Below are 16,829 nucleotides of genomic sequence, written 5' to 3'. Positions count from 1 at the left end.
ATCTAAAATTGATATTGTGGGTTACAATTATAAGAAATAATGAAGACTAAGTCCCTAAATCCTAGTTATCACAGTAAATTTCAGCATATTCTTCCGCTTCATACACCTGCTTATATAACATATCTCCTTTTTGACTATAATATATTGCTATATAAAATTCCGCCTCCACCACATGCTTCTCTGTAAAGTAAACCGGAGTATCTTTAGTACCCACGTTAATAATATCATTATACGTTGGAGATAACACCTCGCCTAAAATACTACTATAAACGCCATAACCTTTCTCCTTTAAAAATACAGCTACCGTCTCTGCTGGCTCTTGCTTTATAAAATGAATAGACTTGATATTATCATTTACAATTTCATCATTATAAATATCATACAGCTTCCATACCAGCTCTTGTTTTACCAAAGCAATGCTATCATTCCAGTAGGTGATTTCATCAAAACTGGTGTCTCCATAATTTTTGTTGGTCACATCTACAAAGCCAAAGCCTTCACCCTGCTCTACAACCAGGAGACTTTGATTATAAGGCTTAATATTCTGGTTGTATTCTGTAGGTATAAGCAGCTCCTTTTTGTAGTTATAAATTCCGAATTTCTTATTTCTGAGCAGTGAAATATATCCATTATTATAATTACCAATAGCCTCATAAACAAAAGGTAATAGTGATTTCCCTTCATTGGAAATAAGGCCTTTATTCATTTTGGAAATAATTATCATTTGATCTCCCAGAGCTTTAGCCTCCTGAAAACTGCCTGAGTAAATTTTCCTACCTCTTTCATCAATAATTACTTTAGCGCCTACTCCCTGAGTGATAATATATTCTTTGGAGTCTGCAGCCGGAATTAATGATAGCTGATCTCCTTTACTGATTTGAATCGTAGAATCTGGCGTATGCAGAAAAACCGTATCAGCAGAGTAAGACACTGCAAAATGACCACCGATGAGCGTGGCTGAATCAATGTGATGACTTTCTAATTGCTCTTTTTGAATGTTGTATAAAGAATAATATCCGGAACGAGAAAGTGTGCCCCAATATTTATTAAAAGAGGCCGATTGAATAGAATCAGCATCAATTACACTGAAATCTTCTTTCATAACATACTTTTCATCTCCTGTCTCTATGTAGTACCCTTTATCTAGCATCTTTATCTTTTGAGGCGTGAGTGGTGTTACCTGCTCTAATCTTTCATTAAACAAAGCTTCGGCATCATCACGTGCTACCCACATTATTTCATCACCTCCCCACAAAAAATCATCATAAGGCATATCAAAATACAGTGGTACTCCATTGGCAGCCGCAAACAACTTACCTATACTTTTAATGGAATATTTTTCTCCATTTTCCAGCACCACAAAATCACCTTGCCATATTATATCATTAAAAAGAGGCTTTGTTAAAATTTTTCCACTATAAGTGGAAATGCCCCAAAAGTTGCCTTTCTTATATTGAAGAAAAGTACTATCTATTACCTTAATGGCATCATATTCAATAGGTAAAATCGAATATCCTGCCTTATGAATCACCCCATATTTTCCAGCATATTCTACCTTAATAAGGCCTCCACCTAAATCATCCCAATTATCTAATTCGCCTTTATAAACAGGAGCATTATTTAGCCCAAACAAGCCTCCTTCCGCTTTATAGACTCCATTATCAATATTTCCACACAGCATTTCTTCACCTACAGAAGTAAGAATAGGTGTAATAACCAACTCGCCAGAAGCATCCATAAAGCCATATTTCCCATTCTCTCTAATAGGAAATATTACACGCTTATCCCACTTATCAATATATTTGAGAGAATCATTCATCAGGTTCGGCTCCATCTCTTGCCCACGTTGTTTGAGTAAGTGATATAAAAAATCAATAGCCTTCTTTCTGGCCAAACCTTTTTGAAACATACCAATTATCCTCCTATAACTCTGAGGCTGATTATCAGCTGTAATAATTTGAAAAATGTTTTCCTCAGCCTCATTACGGTACGGAGTATCAGGGTTTTTCTTCAAGAAGCTCAGATAACTATCCAAGTGCTCATCCTGAGTGCTTTTATCATAAAATAGCCTTTCGTACTTCTCTTCTGCCTCTACTACTTGCTTAGCATCAGGATACTTTTCCATAAAATTCCTGTAGCTTTCATAAGTGTTTATCTCTTTGGCCTTTATATAGGCCAGCGCATTTCTGTTTTCTATCGCCTCCCCTTCTTGTAAAGCCCCGGCATAGTTTTCTATAAAATAAATATAGGAATTCTCAGTATTCACTTCCTCCGCACGATTATAAGCGACACTATCAATTTTCTGCTTTAATGCCAGCATACTTACACTATCCACTCCTTCTTTCTTATGCTTTTGCACTTCCCTCTCATCCATGGCAGAAAAGCGCCCTAAGGCTGACTTCATATAGAAATAAGCAGAATCTATTTGCTTGTATAATGAATCTGTTTCATATAAAATAAATGCCTTTACATAATATGGAGAACTCAGCGCACTATCCTTCTCCAAGGCCTTTTGAACAAGCTCCTCCGCTTTGGCAACATTCCCTTTCTCAAACTGACTCATCGCTCTGCCACTCAGACCTACTTGTGCCTGTACTCCAAAACCTATAACACTAAAAATAACAATCAGAAATATCCTCATAAGGCTAATATGGCCATTTTTTAAGACCCCAAATATGATCAGAAAACACAAGTTTAAAAAAAACTTTCGAACTCCTTTCTAAGGAACCCTTTCCACCAAATGGAAAACCTGAACAAACCCACACATATTAATTATTTAATTTTCAGATACTTAACAATAAACCTTCCTTTGGCATATTCTTAGAATAATGACTTAACAAAACTGGAAAAGAATATGAAAGCGAAAGAAAAAATGAAAGTATTTGTTGTTGATGACGATATCTTCAGAACATATCTATACGAACAACACCTGGTAAACCTTGGTTTCACAGACATTAATATCTATCACACAGGCACTAGCTGTCTTAATGCACTCACAGAAGAACCTGATATCATTTTCCTCGATTATCATATGGATGATTTGAACGGTCTGGAAGTGCTGCAAAAAATTAAAAGATTTAATCCTAACATATATGTGGTGCTTATAAGCGGACAACAGTCTATGGAAGTAGCAGTTAAATCTTTGAAAATCGGTGCTTTTGATTATATTATAAAAGAGGAAGAGGAGCTAACCCGCATAGAAGAGGTGGTTGAAAAAATAATAAAAGTAAACACCCTCTTACAAGAGAAGAATAACCCTAAGCCCAACCGTGTTCATTCTCTTGTAGGTATAATGGTCATTGCTGCCATCATATGCGGCTTTGTATATCAGTTTCTTCAATAGAAAAAACAACACCTCAAACCTATGAAAACCAACTACCAAATATTTATTTGTATACTCATGCCCTTTTTTTTTAGGTTCATGCACCCAGAACCTATTTCAATCAAAAAGAAAGGGTATAGATCCTGTTTTTTATCAATCTGACAGCCTCATTTACACTATTAAAAAAGATGATAAGATCAGCATTAGTATTTGGGGACATGATGACCTGGGGGTAGGCTCCATCTATGGAATATATAACTCCAATGAGGTATATGGAAAATGGCTCATGGTTGATGAAAATGGGTTTATTGATGTACCTAAATTAGGTCAATTCTTAATTGAAGGTCTTTCTGTTAGAGAGGCTGAAATAACACTTACCAAAAACTTTAGCACCTGGATTAAAGATCCTATTATCAATGTTAAAGTTCTTAATAAAGAAATAACTGTACTAGGTGAATTTACCAGTCCTGGCAAGCTAGGATTAGAAAGAGACAAAAACAGACTTATAGATGTACTTGGCTCCGCTGGAGATTTCGATTTTTATGCCGATAAATCTGATGTACAGGTAATTCGTGAAATAGACGGAGAGACCTATGTAGCCCACATAGATCTTACTACTCTTGATCATTATCATGAAAAAAACATTGCCATCTTACCTGGCGATGTAGTATACGCTCCTTCCCGTAAAGGAAAAACTTTCGACAAGAAAGTAACGACCTTAATTCCGATAGGTTCTGCAGTAAGTACTTTGGCCATCATCGCAAGTTTCATATTCGAACCATGAAAGAGCTAACTAAAAATTTTCGTCTACTTAGGCCACTTTTAAGAGGGCTTCCTATCATAGCAATCTGCTTTTTAGGTGCGGTTAATATTGCCTCAAGATACCTGAAATATGCGACCCCAAAATATGAAAGTGCCGCCAAAATACGCCTTGCCGATAATAATGAAGGTCCTACCAGCACCATGCTTTATAAGGACTTTGACATATTCACTAACAAAAACAAAATTGGCGCTGAAATAGAAGTTATTCAGTCTAGCAGGATTATAAACCGTGCATTAGACAGCCTTGACTTTGATATACAAACCTTCCGAATAGGTAAAATGAGCACTACCGAGCTTTACCACGAGTGCCCATTCATAGTAAATTATGACAGCCTGAAAGAAGAATGGAGAGAGAAAATGTTCTCCCTTAATATTATTTCTAAGGACTCCATAAAACTCTCTTTAGGGCCTGGAAAAGATATCAGGACAGTTTTTGGAGACACTATTCGCTTTGAAGGCAGCAAGCTTATCATCACTAAAAATGATGCATTACTAGAGTCTAAACCATATCTACAACTTGTAGATCAATATCAGTTTAAAGTAAAAGATAGAGAAAAGCTGGTGAAAGAAGTTGCTGGTGGTCTCGACATTATATCCATAGATAAAGACATAGCCATTTTAAGAGTGGGTTACGAAAGTGAAGTTCCTCAAAAAACGGCGGACATGGTAAACCGTTTGTGCCGAGCTTATATAGAAGATTACGAAGAAGAAAAATATAAAGCCACTGATGTTACTGTCTCCTTTTTAGATGAACAATTAACCGAAATAGGCCAGAGATTAAAAGATTCTGAAGAAGAAATAGAGACCTATAGAAATGTAAATGACATCATCAATGTAAGGCAAGAGACGGAAACGGACCTAAGACAAATTTCTCAAATGAGAATACAACTGGCCAATTTAAAAATGAATTTAACGGCCATTGATTCATTGTATAACTATATCAATGTGGGCAAGTCTAACTTTTTGGAGTTGGCTCCCACCTTTGAGGCGTTTAACGACTTGCTTTCTACAGAAATGGTGAAGAACCTCAAAAACCTACAAGCTGAGAGAAAAGAGCTACTAACCATTTACACCAGCGAAGATGAAAAAGTAAAACTGGTCAATGAAAAGATCAATGATATTTCAGACTATCTGGTAGAGAGCATTAAAAATACCAGAAACAACCTGGCTATAAAGCATAACCAGATAGAGCAAGTTATAAAAAAGGCAGAAACGGCCTTCATCGGTCTTCCTACAAGAGAAAAGGATCTTACCATACTTGAAAGGAACTTTATGCTCAACCAGAAAATTTATAATTTCTTACATGAAAAACGTACTGAAGCAGAAATAGCAAGAGCTGCCTCAATATCCTTTCACCGCATTATTTCTTATGGCGAGGTGCCATCTAAGCCCGTCTCTCCTAACAAAACCCTTATCATGTTTGTGACTGGGATCTTAGGTCTAGGCTTCGGAGTCGCTGCAATTTTGGTGGTTCATTCTATGAAGGCTAAGGTGAACGACACTCACACTATAGAGAAAAATTCAGAGATACCTATTGCTATTGAAATCCCCAAATTCATAAAAGAATCTAACATAGAAAAAGGGTTTCAGCAATTAGGGATTAAGCTGGAGTTAAAAGGCTTTTTCAGAGCAGGTAACATAGTATGTGTAAGCTCTTTTACTGATCCTGAAGGCCGTTCATTTTTTGTAAAACATTTAGCTAAATCATTACAAAAGAGAGGGTTCAATGTAATGAAAGTAGATGCTTATGACACCCACTTTGATAGAGATGAGCAAAGATTAGTATTTCAAAATCTCAACGCCAATACAATCAAAATCATAGACAATGTGTCATTAGATGAGGATAATTACTCACTGATGCTAATGTCTGCTGCAGACATGAATTTATTTATGCTGGATAGCAGAGTAACACCAGCTAAGAGAGTAAATGAATTTAACCTCATACACGATGAATATTCGCTGCCTAATACCTTTTTCGGTCTTAACAGGGCTGATTATAATCCGAGCATCATAAAACTAATTTTCAGAAAAATATCTAGATGGGGGAAGCGGTACTATCTACCATTGCTCCGCATGATTAAAAATAAAAAAGCAGCACAAGCATGAGTTTGATCCTTAAAATATTGAATAACGATAAGCTGATAGTAGTTACAAATCAGGTGGCCGTGAGCGGTACCACTTTTTTAACTAATATCATAATGGTGGCGCTTTGTGGGGTAAGTATTTTTGGAGCCTTCAGTGCTTGGCAAATAGCTGTAATGCTGGTTTTAGCTTTACAAATTGCAGTATTAAGTCAGCCTATGCAAGTATTCCTAGGTAAAAAGAATGCAGAAGAAATCAAGCAATATTCTGCCTCGGTTCACTTTATGCAATTGGTTTTCATTTTGCTACTAGCCTTTGGTTTTATAGCATTCAACACTATTTCAGGCATGTTTCAAAGAGAGCTAAGCTACGCTTTTGCATTCTTTGCTTCTATGCAGCTTGCCCAAGAACATTTAAGAAGATATTTAATAGCTAAAGGAAAATTAAAAATCGCCTTACTCAGTGACCTTATTTCTTCATTAGGCCAGCTCATTGTGCTTTCTCTATTTTGGGTACAGAGTATATCTCCTACTCTAATACAGTTATTTTTAACCATTGGAGGCACCACCCTACCTGCTATCGTATTATCACTTATTTCGGAAAGGCGCACGTTCCAACATCGTGCTGAATTGATAAAATATGTAAAAGAACATTGGATCAGTGCTCGCTGGCTAGTACCTACCGCTTTAATACAATGGGGAGCTGCTAACTATTTGCTTGCTGCCTCAGCCGTTATTGCCGGTAATGCAGTACTTGGTGTACTACGCTTAGCTCAAACCACCATGGGTATTTTCAATGTGGCCATTCAAGGACTGGAAAATTATTTTCTTCCATACCTCAGCAGGCTAATATCTAATAGCGTTGATGAGGCCTTACAGTTCACATTCAGAATGATTAGAAAAATAGGACTCCTAACAGCGCCTATACTTATTCTGGCAGCCATATTTTCTAGCCAGATCCTTTCATTCATTAACACAGAATATGTGGCTTATGCCTCCTTACTCAGGTGGTGCTGCCTCTTATATATCATTATTCTATCTTCTTTTCCTGTTAAACTATTCATAAGGGTATTAGGAGATTCAAGACATTACTTTATAGGATATGCAATCAGTATGACAGCTTCCGTTCTTTGTGCCCAGTGGCTAATAGAGCAATGGAATGCTGTAGGTGTGGTGATGGGCTGGCTCCTCAGCCAGGTACTCATTAACCTGTATTGGACCATTATTATCACTAAAACAAAGCAATTAAGTTGGACACTAAAGTAATTCACATCGTATTAGGAAAAGCCAATCCGGCCAGGATGAACGGGGTTAATAAAGTAGTGCATGAATTGGCTACACACCAAGTTTTAGCCGGATGGGACGTAGAGGTTTGGGGTATTACGCGTGATCTTCATAGTGAAACACCAAGCCGAGAGTACAGCCTCCGCCTTTTTCAGGCGTATAGAAACCTTTATAAGGTAGATAGTAATCTGGTAGAAGCACTCGTATCTGAGCATTCAAAAAATAATATTATAGTGCACTTACACGGTGGCTTTATCCCTACGTTTTTCACATTAGCCAAAAGCTTAGTAAAAAACACTATCCCTTATGTTTTTACTCCACATGGTAGTTATAATGAAATAGCACTGAGAAGAAGCTTCTATCTGAAAAAGATCTATTTGAAAATCTTCGAAAAGAACTTGGCTCAAAATGCTCAATATGTACACTGCTTAGGCAAAAGTGAAGTGATTGGCACCAAAAAGCTATTCAAAAATGCTAACACTTGTCTTATTCCTTATGGTTTCAATCTTATTGAAGAGGTATATAAAAGAGAGCCTCAACCAGATAAGTTTATAATAGGCTTTTGTGGTCGTATGGACGCCTACACTAAAGGGCTCGATGCCTTAACGGAAGGCTTCTTGAAATTCTCTAACGAAAACCCAAATGCTGAATTATGGCTTATTGGTGATGGGCAAGATCTTCAATCACTAAAAAAGGAAATCGCACCTTTCGGCAATGGTAAGGTTATTTTCCATGGCAGTAAATACGGAGAGGAGAAATTTAATTTACTAAGCCAATTAGATGTTTTTGCGCACCCGTCCAGAAATGAAGGATTACCCACCGCTGTATTAGAAGCCGCTTCCTTAGGCATACCTACTTTAATTACAGAAGCTACCAATTTAGGTGATGCCGTAAGAAACTACAACTGTGGTTTTGTAATGGAGCAGACTAAAGGAATTGAACTGTACGAAGGACTCAATATCCTGAAGCAGGAACTATCTACCAAAAAAGATGAGGTAAAAGCTAATGCCAGAAAAATGGTAACAGAAACCTTTAACTGGTTTACACTTTTAAACGGCTACGCTAAAATGTATACCGCTGATAATGCAGAAGCAGCTTGACATAGAGAAGTTTTCAAAACAAATATATCTGATACTGACCATAATTATGGCAGTAAAGATAGCCGGATTCTTCACCTGGAGTGAGAATGTGGCTATCACCAGGGTATTTAAAGTTTTTAGCCGCATAGCTATGACTATAGCGGCATATTATGTTTTTAAGCATATCCTTAAAAAAGGAGGTGTTGATTCATTTAAATGGAATAATGTTTTCTCGCCCCTACTTTATGGAGGTTATTTGCTTTTAGGATTCATATCCTTCATGTGGTCTACAAAACCCAGCCATAGTTCGCTGCAGTGGTTTATGGACTTGGAAAGCTTTGTTTTTTGCTATTACTACATGAAGAGCTTTGAAGTTTTAGAGGTTTTCTTCCCTAAAGCCAATGTCAAATTCTATCATATTTTAGCCAATGCCTCCTTCCTTATCATTCTTATTTTCATCATAGGGCTAATGATAGCTCCAGATGAATTTTATAGGATGACTCATGGAGGCGAAGAAGCCAGGTTGGGTGGTTATATGATGAACCCCAATGAACTGGGAATGCTCTGTGTGGTGAGCATATGCTGCTATATATTTAATCTGTACCGAAATCACAGAAAAGTATGGACCATTATAAAAATTCTTTTAGTACTCTATGCTTTGATACTCACAGGATCTAGGTCATCTATGATTGGCTTTTTATTGGTTGTTTTCTTCCACATTAGACAGTCAGATAACATCAAACTTAAACTAGCTATTAATGTAGGAGCCGTATTTTCTATTCCCGTTATAGTGCAGACCATTTTTATTAAGCAAGGTGATGTAGAAGAAGTACTTAGCATGACCGGAAGGCTCCCATTCTGGACAGCTCTATTAAATGAAGGCTTACCCAGAGAACCCTGGTTCGGGTTTGGATTTATGCGTATTGCCTATAAAGACTATTTCAAAGGCGTGCACACCTACGCAGGTCAGATGACCCACAATACCTTCATACAAGTACTTATGAACCTTGGCTTTGTTGGCTTTGGCCTGGTTCTGCTACAAATGATCGCCACTATCAGAGGTTTTCTAAATTTTGAAGACAAAGAAAAAAAGTTGATGCTCTTAGGAATACTAATTCCTATCCTTATAAATTCATTTACAGAATTTGGCATTTTTGGTGAAACCAACTACGGCATTCTTTTTTACCAACTTCTTATTTTTGGTATCTCCTTTAAGTACCATCCCATACTCACACGTTCTGAAAAACTGTTCCTAAAAAGAACCAGACCAGATCTTTCCTTTCCATAAATAGGAATCAACTCCATTCAAAGGAAGCAAAACCTCAATTAAAAAATCTTAATTAACTGAAATACAGACATTTAAAAACATTAATTAGGATGGCACCTTGTTAGTATTTCCATTGACATGAAAAACCAACAACTACATACCGAAGACTATTATATTGTTGAGCAAGTATTCGCTGCCTTCAACATCAGAATAACGCAAAGCACCAAAACTAACTTTCAGGAAGAGTCATTTTATACATTTTACAATCCTGATGGCTCATTAAGATGGATTTGGCCTTCAAGCGCAGAAAGTCCTTCCTTTTTGGAATTCTATAGCGTCAATAACTTTAAGGCAAGACTATTTACCATATTGGTCAAATTTATATTTCTGATAAAATTACAATCATGGTGCTTTAAGCAAACCAAGCTACAGGTACATGTTAATGATATCATGAATTGGAAAATATTAAAATTTAACCAATTCACCGTATTTACTGGAACCCCGGGAAAATATAGGAAAGCGGTTTGTTTTCATTTAGAGACGGAAAAGGCTGTATTTAGTAAAGTAGCTCTCACTGGCTCTTCTTTAGTCTGTTTGGCTAAAGAATATAAAGGCTTACTCACTTGGGAAAACAAATTTGCAGGCATCATTACACCTGATATCATAGATTACTCTAACCCTTCCAAAATCACCATTGGATCGATTAAAACAGAGGACTCCACTAAAATAAAAGCATATGGCCCTAACCTTATCAATTACCATAACAAACTAATTGAGGGTAGTCATCAAGTTATGACTTTAGGTTCATCTAATTATTATCATGATTTAGCAAAGGACATAGAAAAGCTTAAAGAATTAGATAATAATAAAATCCCTATGGGGATAAAACAGAAGTTAGCAGATCGTTTTAATCAGCTTAATGAGTCTGTAGAAACCAGTTTCACCTACTCACATGGAGATTTTACTCCTTGGAACAGTTATATTAGAAATGACCAGTTTTACTTATATGACCTGGAATTTAGTAAAACAGAAGCCCCTTTATACTATGATCTTATCCACTTCCACTTTCAGGAAGAGGTATTAGTAAGGCACAATTTCAATGGTTTTGATATCTGTAAAAAGATAGCGGAATTCTTAAATATTGAGAATAAAGAAACGCTTTATAATTACATAGAACTATACCTGCTCCAGCATGTAACTCACTCTTTATTGATTTATGAAGAACAAAAAAACTGGCATGTTCAGATTAACTGGCTCATAAAAGTCTGGAATGATGCCCTTACAGAAATTTCTATTAGCAGTGGAAATATGAGAGAACTATTGGTTTCTGATACTCTTGACAGAATTCACGCTACTGATCATGCTTTATTAAAATCCATTAACGAAAATCCATATCAACTTAGCTTGCAATCTGATCTGGATGTATGTATTGAAAAGACGTCAGCACAAGAAATTATTAAATATGTAAAAGAGCATCCTGCTATTGAAAAGTTAAGAATCCGAAAGAAATCATTTATGACTTCTCTTGATTGCTTCACCAAAAATGGAGGGTTTTTCTCAATAGATCTTATTTATGATCTCAAAAGAACCAGCCTATTGATGGCAGATTCAAAGATGGTTTTAAACAATGCGCAGAGAAGCTCATCAGGCATTAAATTACCTCATTTAACAGATGGTTTCTTGTATGTTTATTCATTTTACATCCTTAACAAAACAGATATTCCTGAAAAATACATCAAGTATTATAACCAACTAAAAATTGGTTTTAAAAGCCAGATCATGAAGAGCTTATTTGACAAATTACAAATAGAACAGACTGACTTTAATAAGCTGGGGAAATATTCTGAAGACAATAATGCAAAGCTGACAAAGCATCTAGCTGATCAGCCTTTTAACAGAGGTCTAAAAAAATGGAACAATAATATTAATTACCTGCTGGATAGTTTCAGGCAACTCTTTAACAACTCTGGTATTATCATCACTTTTAGCGGAGTAGATGGCGCAGGTAAGTCTACAGTAATAAGCCATGTAAAGCATGACTTAGAGAAGGTATACAGGAAAAATGTAATAGTGCTTAGACATAGACCTTCTATTTTACCTATTCTCAGTGCCTGGAGATATGGAAAAGCACAGGCAGAAGCAAGAGCTGTATCAACACTGCCTAGACAAGGAGAGAATAAAAGTAGAATTTCATCGGCTCTGAGGTTCCTATATTATTACATGGATTACGTTTTCGGTCAGTGGATAGTATACTTCAAATACTTACGTAGAGGATATATAGTTTTATATGATCGTTATTATTATGACTTTATTAATGACGGCAAAAGATCTAACATTCATTTATCAGAGTCTTTTGTAAAATCTCTCTACGCCTTTGTTGCCAAACCAGATTATAATTTCTTTCTATACGCAGATGCTGAAACAATAACTAACAGAAAGAAAGAATTATCAAAGCCTGTAATTGAAGAATTGACTAACAAGTACTTAAGCCTGTTCGATCAGTTCTCAAGTAAATATAGCAGAGCAAAATTCCTCCCTATGGAAAACATTCAGCTGGAAGCCACTCTAAGTGGTATTATGAACACTATTAAAACTAAGTTGTAATGATAAGATTAGTAGAAAAAGCAATTCAGAAAAGAAACCCTAACTTTCAATTAGCTCCTACTGTAGATATGAGGATTCTCTTATCTTTTATTAGCTACACTTTATTTTCAATATTAAGAGGTTTTAAACTGCTTCTTTTATTTAAGAAACCAAAAGGTGCCATGCTAGGAAAAGGCGTGAGTTTCAAATTTTCCAGCAAAATAGACTTTGGCAAATTCATGAAGTTAGGCGATAGAGTTGAGCTAAACGGATTATCAAAAAGAGGTCTAAGAATAGGCAACAACGTAAGTATAGGGGCTTTTAGCAGAGTAGTAGTATCTACTACATTACAAGACCCCGGCAGCCACATTTCTATTTGCGATAATGTAGGAATTGGTGAATATGCTTACCTGGGCGGTGCAGGAGGTCTTAGCATAGAAAACAACTGCATAATAGGTCAATATTTCAGCTGTCACCCGGAAAATCATAATTATGATGATCTCGATCTGCTTATTAAAGATCAGGGAGTCTCAAGAAAAGGTATTCATATAGAGAAAGATTGCTGGATAGGAAGTAAGGTGACAATATTAGATGGGGTAGAAATAGGCCATGGTTCTGTTATAGCTGCAGGGGCAGTAGTTACTAAATCCTTCCCTCCATATTCCATTATAGGTGGTGTACCAGCCAAATTAATAAAAAGTAGAACTCCTCAAGATCAACTAATAGTAGCCTGATATGAAAACCATACTTATTACCGCATATGCAGTGAACCCTTACAAAGGCTCAGAAGATGGTATGGGCTGGAATGGAATACTGCAGGTAGCACGCCATAATCATGTAATAGCTGTTACCAGGAAAAACAATAGACCTGATATTGAAAAATATATTAAAGAAAATGAATGTCTTATCAAAGATCTCAATTCTATTACCTTTTTGTACTATGACTGGCCCCAATGGACCAGGTGGTGGAAAAAAGGCCCGTTATTGTCTATGATCTATTTTTACATGTGGCAGCTGGGTATGCCGTTCTTTCTTTGGTTTAAAAGAGCAAAGTTTGATGTGGCTCATAATTTCAACTTCCATAATGACTGGTCACCTTCCTTTTTGTGGCTACTATCAAAACCATTTGTTTGGGGACCGATAGGACATCATCCTAAAATACCAAAAGAGCATCTGATGAAATATGGTAAATCTGCCTATTTAAAAGATAGAATGCTATGGGTAATAAAGAACATCTTCTGGCATTTTGACCCATTTTTATGGATCACCAAAAGAAAAGCAGAAAAGATATTATGCATGAATTCTTCAGTAGCCAAAAAGCTTAAACTGCCCGCATGTAAATATGAAATTATTCCTTCTGTAGCCGTAGAAAAACCAATGGCTTCATCATCCGAATCAAATGAGCAGTTCACCGTAATGATGGCCGCCAGAATGGTTCCTCTAAAAGGGTTTGATGTGGCTATAAAAGCCTTTTCTGCTTTCAAAAACAGTTTACCAGAAGAAAGTCAGAAGAAAGTAAATCTATTATTGATAGGCAGTGGCCCGGAAAAAGATGCTTTAATGAAATTATGTGACACTCTCGACCTTAAAGATCACTGTACGTTTATTTCATGGATAAACAGAGACTCCTTAATGAAACTATACCAGAAGGCATCTGTATTCCTATTTCCTTCACATGAAGGGGCGGGAATGGTAGTGGCCGAGGCTCTTTCCTTTGGAGTACCAGTACTTTGTTATGACAACTATGGTCCTGGAGAGCTGGTTCCGTTACGGTCAGCATTAAAAGTGCCTATGAATGGATATGAGCTTGAAGTAGAATCTTTCAAGACCAAATTATTAAAACTATTTTATTCTTCACCGCTAATAGAGGCCGAGAGTAAAATGGCTAAGGAACATTTCAACAACTGGCTTCATTGGAATGTAAGAGGAAATCAATATAAAACCATATACCAAGACCTATTTACCTATGAGCAGAATATTAGCCATTCATTTGCTTAATGATAGAAGCGGTAGCCCATTTGTATTTAGACAGTCATTAGAAGCACTACAAAAAGAGGGGCACCAAATCATACTTTTCACCTCTGCATCTGAAGATGGATTCCTTTCGGGGATTGCAGATATAGACTATAAGTATATTAATTACGAATGGAGTAAAATAAAGCTATTAACGTTATTCAACTTTATTAAAGTAAACCTATTTCTATTGTTGGTTTTATTATTCAAAGCCAAGAAAAAGGATGTCATCTATATCAATTCCATACTTCCGTTTGGAGCGGCTATAGCAGGTAAGATAAAAAAAGCAAAGGTTATATACCATATGCATGAGGTATCTATAAAGCCAGAAGCACTCAAAAAATGGTTAATGACAATAGTTAACAAATGCTCTTCTACGTGCATTCATGTGTCATATTTCCTTAAAGATATATTGAATTTAAAAGTGGCTGATCAACGTGTCATACATAACAGCCTCCCTCATAATTTTATTCAAAAAGCAACCAGCTACACACAGGTTCCTGAAGCTTCGTCTTCATTTAATATTCTAATGATATGCTCTTTAAAAGATTTCAAAGGTATTCCTGAGTTCACTAAGCTTGCCTCAGAATTACCTGACATGCATTTTGATCTGGTTCTTAATGCTACTCCTTCGCAAATAGAAGAGTACTTCAACGGTAAGAAATTAAGTAAAAATATACAGACCTATCCAGCGCAAAAAGATGTACATCCCTTCTATCAAAAAGCTGATGTGGTAGTTAATCTTTCTCGTACAGATGAGTGGTTAGAAACTTTTGGAATGACCGTACTTGAAGGCATGTATTACGGCAAGCCGTGCATAGTACCTACTAAAGGTGGAGCTAGTGAACTTATTACAAATCATAAGAACGGATATCATATTGATGGAAAAAACATCGAAACATTAAAGGCCACACTTCACCAACTTAAAAGTGAAGGGGGGCTTTACCAATCCTTTTCTAAGAAAGCCTTTGAGACCGCGCTTAATTTCCACCCCAATCAATTCCAAAAAGCAGTAAAAGAAGTATTCATTTAGAAGTCTAGCTGCTAGAGGCTATTCCATACAATGGAATTAAAGCTATACAAAAACCCATTATTTGGGCTATTAAAGCCCTTTTGGTTGTTGGCACAAATTGAGCATAGATAGTAGTAATAAAACTAACTACCATGAAAACGAAAAAATTAGCCATTATAGGAACCGTCGGTTTACCAGCCAATTACGGCGGCTTTGAAACACTGGTCAGTTACCTTACTCAATTCCTAAACAAAAAATACAATCTTACAGTATACTGCAGTGCAAAAAAGTATACTAAAGCAGAACGATTAAAGGAATATAACGGAGCGAGATTAGTTTACTTACCTTTTGATGCCAATGGAGCACAAAGCATTATTTATGACATCATATCAATATTACATGCGATATTTTATGCTGACGTATTATTGGTATTGGGTGTGCCAGGAGCTATTGTTTTGCCCTTTGTAAAGTGGTTTACTAATAAGAAAATAATTATTTCCATTGATGGAGTAGAGTGGAAGCGAGATAAATGGGGTAAGTACGTTAAAAAATATTTGAGGTTTTGCGAGCGGCTTGCAGTAAAATATTCTCACGTAGACATATCAGACAATGAGGCTATTCAAGACTATACTGCTACAGAATATAAAACCCTGAGCAATGTAATTGAATATGGCGGAGACCACACACTTAAAAGAGAAATCAAAGAGGAGCACATCAGACAATATCCCTTTTTAGCTTCTCCTTATGCCTTTAAGGTTTGTAGAATAGAACCTGAGAACAATATACAGATGGTACTTGAAAGTTTTGCTAAGCAAAGCAATTTAGCTCTGGTGCTAGTAGGTAATTGGAAAAACAGTGAATATGGAACCTCTTGTAGAGAGCGTTACCAAAAATATGAACATCTACACCTTCTGGATCCTATTTATGAGCAAGAAAGTCTGGATGTACTAAGAGGAAACTGCAAGGTTTACATCCACGGCCATAGTGCCGGCGGCACCAACCCATCACTTGTAGAAGCCATGTACCTGGAAAGAGCCATCTTCTGTTTTGATGTTTGCTACAATAGGGCTACTACGGAAAATAAAGCCAAATATTTCCAAAACACTTATGAGCTGCAAGAACTATTGGCTTCAACCAGTAACGAGGAGCTAAAGCAACTAAGCACTACCATGAAGAATATTGCGAAAAGACGATATACATGGGAGGTTATAGCTAATAAGTATGGATACCTGGTTGACACTTTAGCCTTCAAAAAAACGAAAGGAAAAGTCTCTCCACAGTTATCTTCTGCCGTTCAGACTGACGATCTGCTCCAGTATGAAATGGCTCACTATTCTTCACTTGAATCAATACACAAACAATAAAA

At 36.5% G+C, this 16,829-nt stretch carries 12 protein-coding genes; 11 read left to right on the top strand and 1 reads right to left on the bottom strand.

Going from position 1 to position 16,829, the window contains the following annotated elements; translation table 11 throughout:
• Window positions 1–61: 61 nt before the first annotated feature.
• Entirely contained in the window at window positions 62–2,641 is a 2,580-nt protein-coding gene (locus LVD15_RS10935) for a WG repeat-containing protein (RefSeq protein WP_233780370.1), read from the bottom strand.
• 213 nt (window positions 2,642–2,854) lie between these two features.
• Between LVD15_RS10935 and LVD15_RS10930 the strand changes: the two genes are divergently transcribed.
• The 11 genes from LVD15_RS10930 (at window position 2,855) to LVD15_RS10880 (ending at window position 16,827) form a co-directional block, all read left to right on the top strand.
• Window positions 2,855–3,343 carry a response regulator gene (locus tag LVD15_RS10930; protein ID WP_233780369.1) on the top strand — a complete coding sequence of 163 codons (489 nt, stop codon included), beginning with the start codon at window positions 2,855–2,857 and terminating at the stop codon, window positions 3,341–3,343.
• Between the two features lie 115 nt (window positions 3,344–3,458).
• The gene (locus LVD15_RS10925; protein ID WP_306416978.1) at window positions 3,459–4,106 is read left to right on the top strand and encodes a polysaccharide biosynthesis/export family protein; all 648 of its coding nucleotides are present in this window, start codon (window positions 3,459–3,461) and stop codon (window positions 4,104–4,106) included.
• The gene (locus LVD15_RS10920; protein WP_233780368.1) at window positions 4,103–6,250 is read left to right on the top strand and encodes a GumC family protein; all 2,148 of its coding nucleotides are present in this window, start codon (window positions 4,103–4,105) and stop codon (window positions 6,248–6,250) included. Before LVD15_RS10925 ends, LVD15_RS10920 begins: the two co-directional genes overlap by 4 nt.
• Entirely contained in the window at window positions 6,247–7,491 is a 1,245-nt protein-coding gene (locus tag LVD15_RS10915; protein ID WP_233780367.1) for a lipopolysaccharide biosynthesis protein, read from the top strand. The genes LVD15_RS10920 and LVD15_RS10915 overlap by 4 nt, the downstream gene beginning before the upstream one ends.
• Window positions 7,476–8,609, top strand: a complete 1,134-nt coding sequence (locus LVD15_RS10910; protein ID WP_233780366.1) for a glycosyltransferase family 4 protein — start codon at window positions 7,476–7,478, stop codon at window positions 8,607–8,609. Before LVD15_RS10915 ends, LVD15_RS10910 begins: the two co-directional genes overlap by 16 nt.
• Entirely contained in the window at window positions 8,593–9,876 is a 1,284-nt protein-coding gene (locus tag LVD15_RS10905; protein ID WP_233780365.1) for an O-antigen ligase family protein, read from the top strand. The genes LVD15_RS10910 and LVD15_RS10905 overlap by 17 nt, the downstream gene beginning before the upstream one ends.
• Window positions 9,877–9,993: 117 nt before the next feature.
• Window positions 9,994–12,459, top strand: a complete 2,466-nt coding sequence (locus tag LVD15_RS10900) for a hypothetical protein (protein WP_233780364.1) — start codon at window positions 9,994–9,996, stop codon at window positions 12,457–12,459.
• Window positions 12,459–13,172, top strand: coding sequence for an acyltransferase (locus tag LVD15_RS26990; protein ID WP_305038982.1), 714 nt, complete (start codon window positions 12,459–12,461; stop codon window positions 13,170–13,172). Before LVD15_RS10900 ends, LVD15_RS26990 begins: the two co-directional genes overlap by 1 nt.
• A 1-nt stretch (window position 13,173) precedes the next feature.
• A complete protein-coding gene (locus LVD15_RS10890) occupies window positions 13,174–14,436 on the top strand; it encodes a glycosyltransferase family 4 protein (RefSeq protein WP_233780363.1) in 1,263 nt (420 codons plus the stop codon).
• Window positions 14,405–15,484 carry a glycosyltransferase family 4 protein gene (locus tag LVD15_RS10885; RefSeq protein ID WP_233780362.1) on the top strand — a complete coding sequence of 360 codons (1,080 nt, stop codon included), beginning with the start codon at window positions 14,405–14,407 and terminating at the stop codon, window positions 15,482–15,484. The genes LVD15_RS10890 and LVD15_RS10885 overlap by 32 nt, the downstream gene beginning before the upstream one ends.
• Window positions 15,485–15,615: 131 nt before the next feature.
• Complete coding sequence (locus tag LVD15_RS10880; RefSeq protein ID WP_233780361.1) at window positions 15,616–16,827, top strand: DUF1972 domain-containing protein; 1,212 nt, start codon at window positions 15,616–15,618, stop codon at window positions 16,825–16,827.
• Window positions 16,828–16,829: the final 2 nt, after the last annotated feature.

The organism is Fulvivirga maritima, assembly GCF_021389955.1.
GTDB classification, from domain to species: domain Bacteria; phylum Bacteroidota; class Bacteroidia; order Cytophagales; family Cyclobacteriaceae; genus Fulvivirga; species Fulvivirga maritima.
This window is presented reverse-complemented; position numbering and strand designations above follow the sequence as displayed.

Coding starts and splice junctions, on each gene's coding strand:
- LVD15_RS10935 (WP_233780370.1), bottom strand. CDS start 2,641: ATGAGGATATTTCTGATTGTTATTTTTAGTGTTATAGGTTTTGGAGTA.
- LVD15_RS10930 (WP_233780369.1), top strand. CDS start 2,855: ATGAAAGCGAAAGAAAAAATGAAAGTATTTGTTGTTGATGACGATATC.
- LVD15_RS10920 (WP_233780368.1), top strand. CDS start 4,103: ATGAAAGAGCTAACTAAAAATTTTCGTCTACTTAGGCCACTTTTAAGA.
- LVD15_RS10915 (WP_233780367.1), top strand. CDS start 6,247: ATGAGTTTGATCCTTAAAATATTGAATAACGATAAGCTGATAGTAGTT.
- LVD15_RS10905 (WP_233780365.1), top strand. CDS start 8,593: ATGCAGAAGCAGCTTGACATAGAGAAGTTTTCAAAACAAATATATCTG.
- LVD15_RS10900 (WP_233780364.1), top strand. CDS start 9,994: ATGAAAAACCAACAACTACATACCGAAGACTATTATATTGTTGAGCAA.
- LVD15_RS26990 (WP_305038982.1), top strand. CDS start 12,459: ATGATAAGATTAGTAGAAAAAGCAATTCAGAAAAGAAACCCTAACTTT.
- LVD15_RS10890 (WP_233780363.1), top strand. CDS start 13,174: ATGAAAACCATACTTATTACCGCATATGCAGTGAACCCTTACAAAGGC.
- LVD15_RS10885 (WP_233780362.1), top strand. CDS start 14,405: ATGAGCAGAATATTAGCCATTCATTTGCTTAATGATAGAAGCGGTAGC.
- LVD15_RS10880 (WP_233780361.1), top strand. CDS start 15,616: ATGAAAACGAAAAAATTAGCCATTATAGGAACCGTCGGTTTACCAGCC.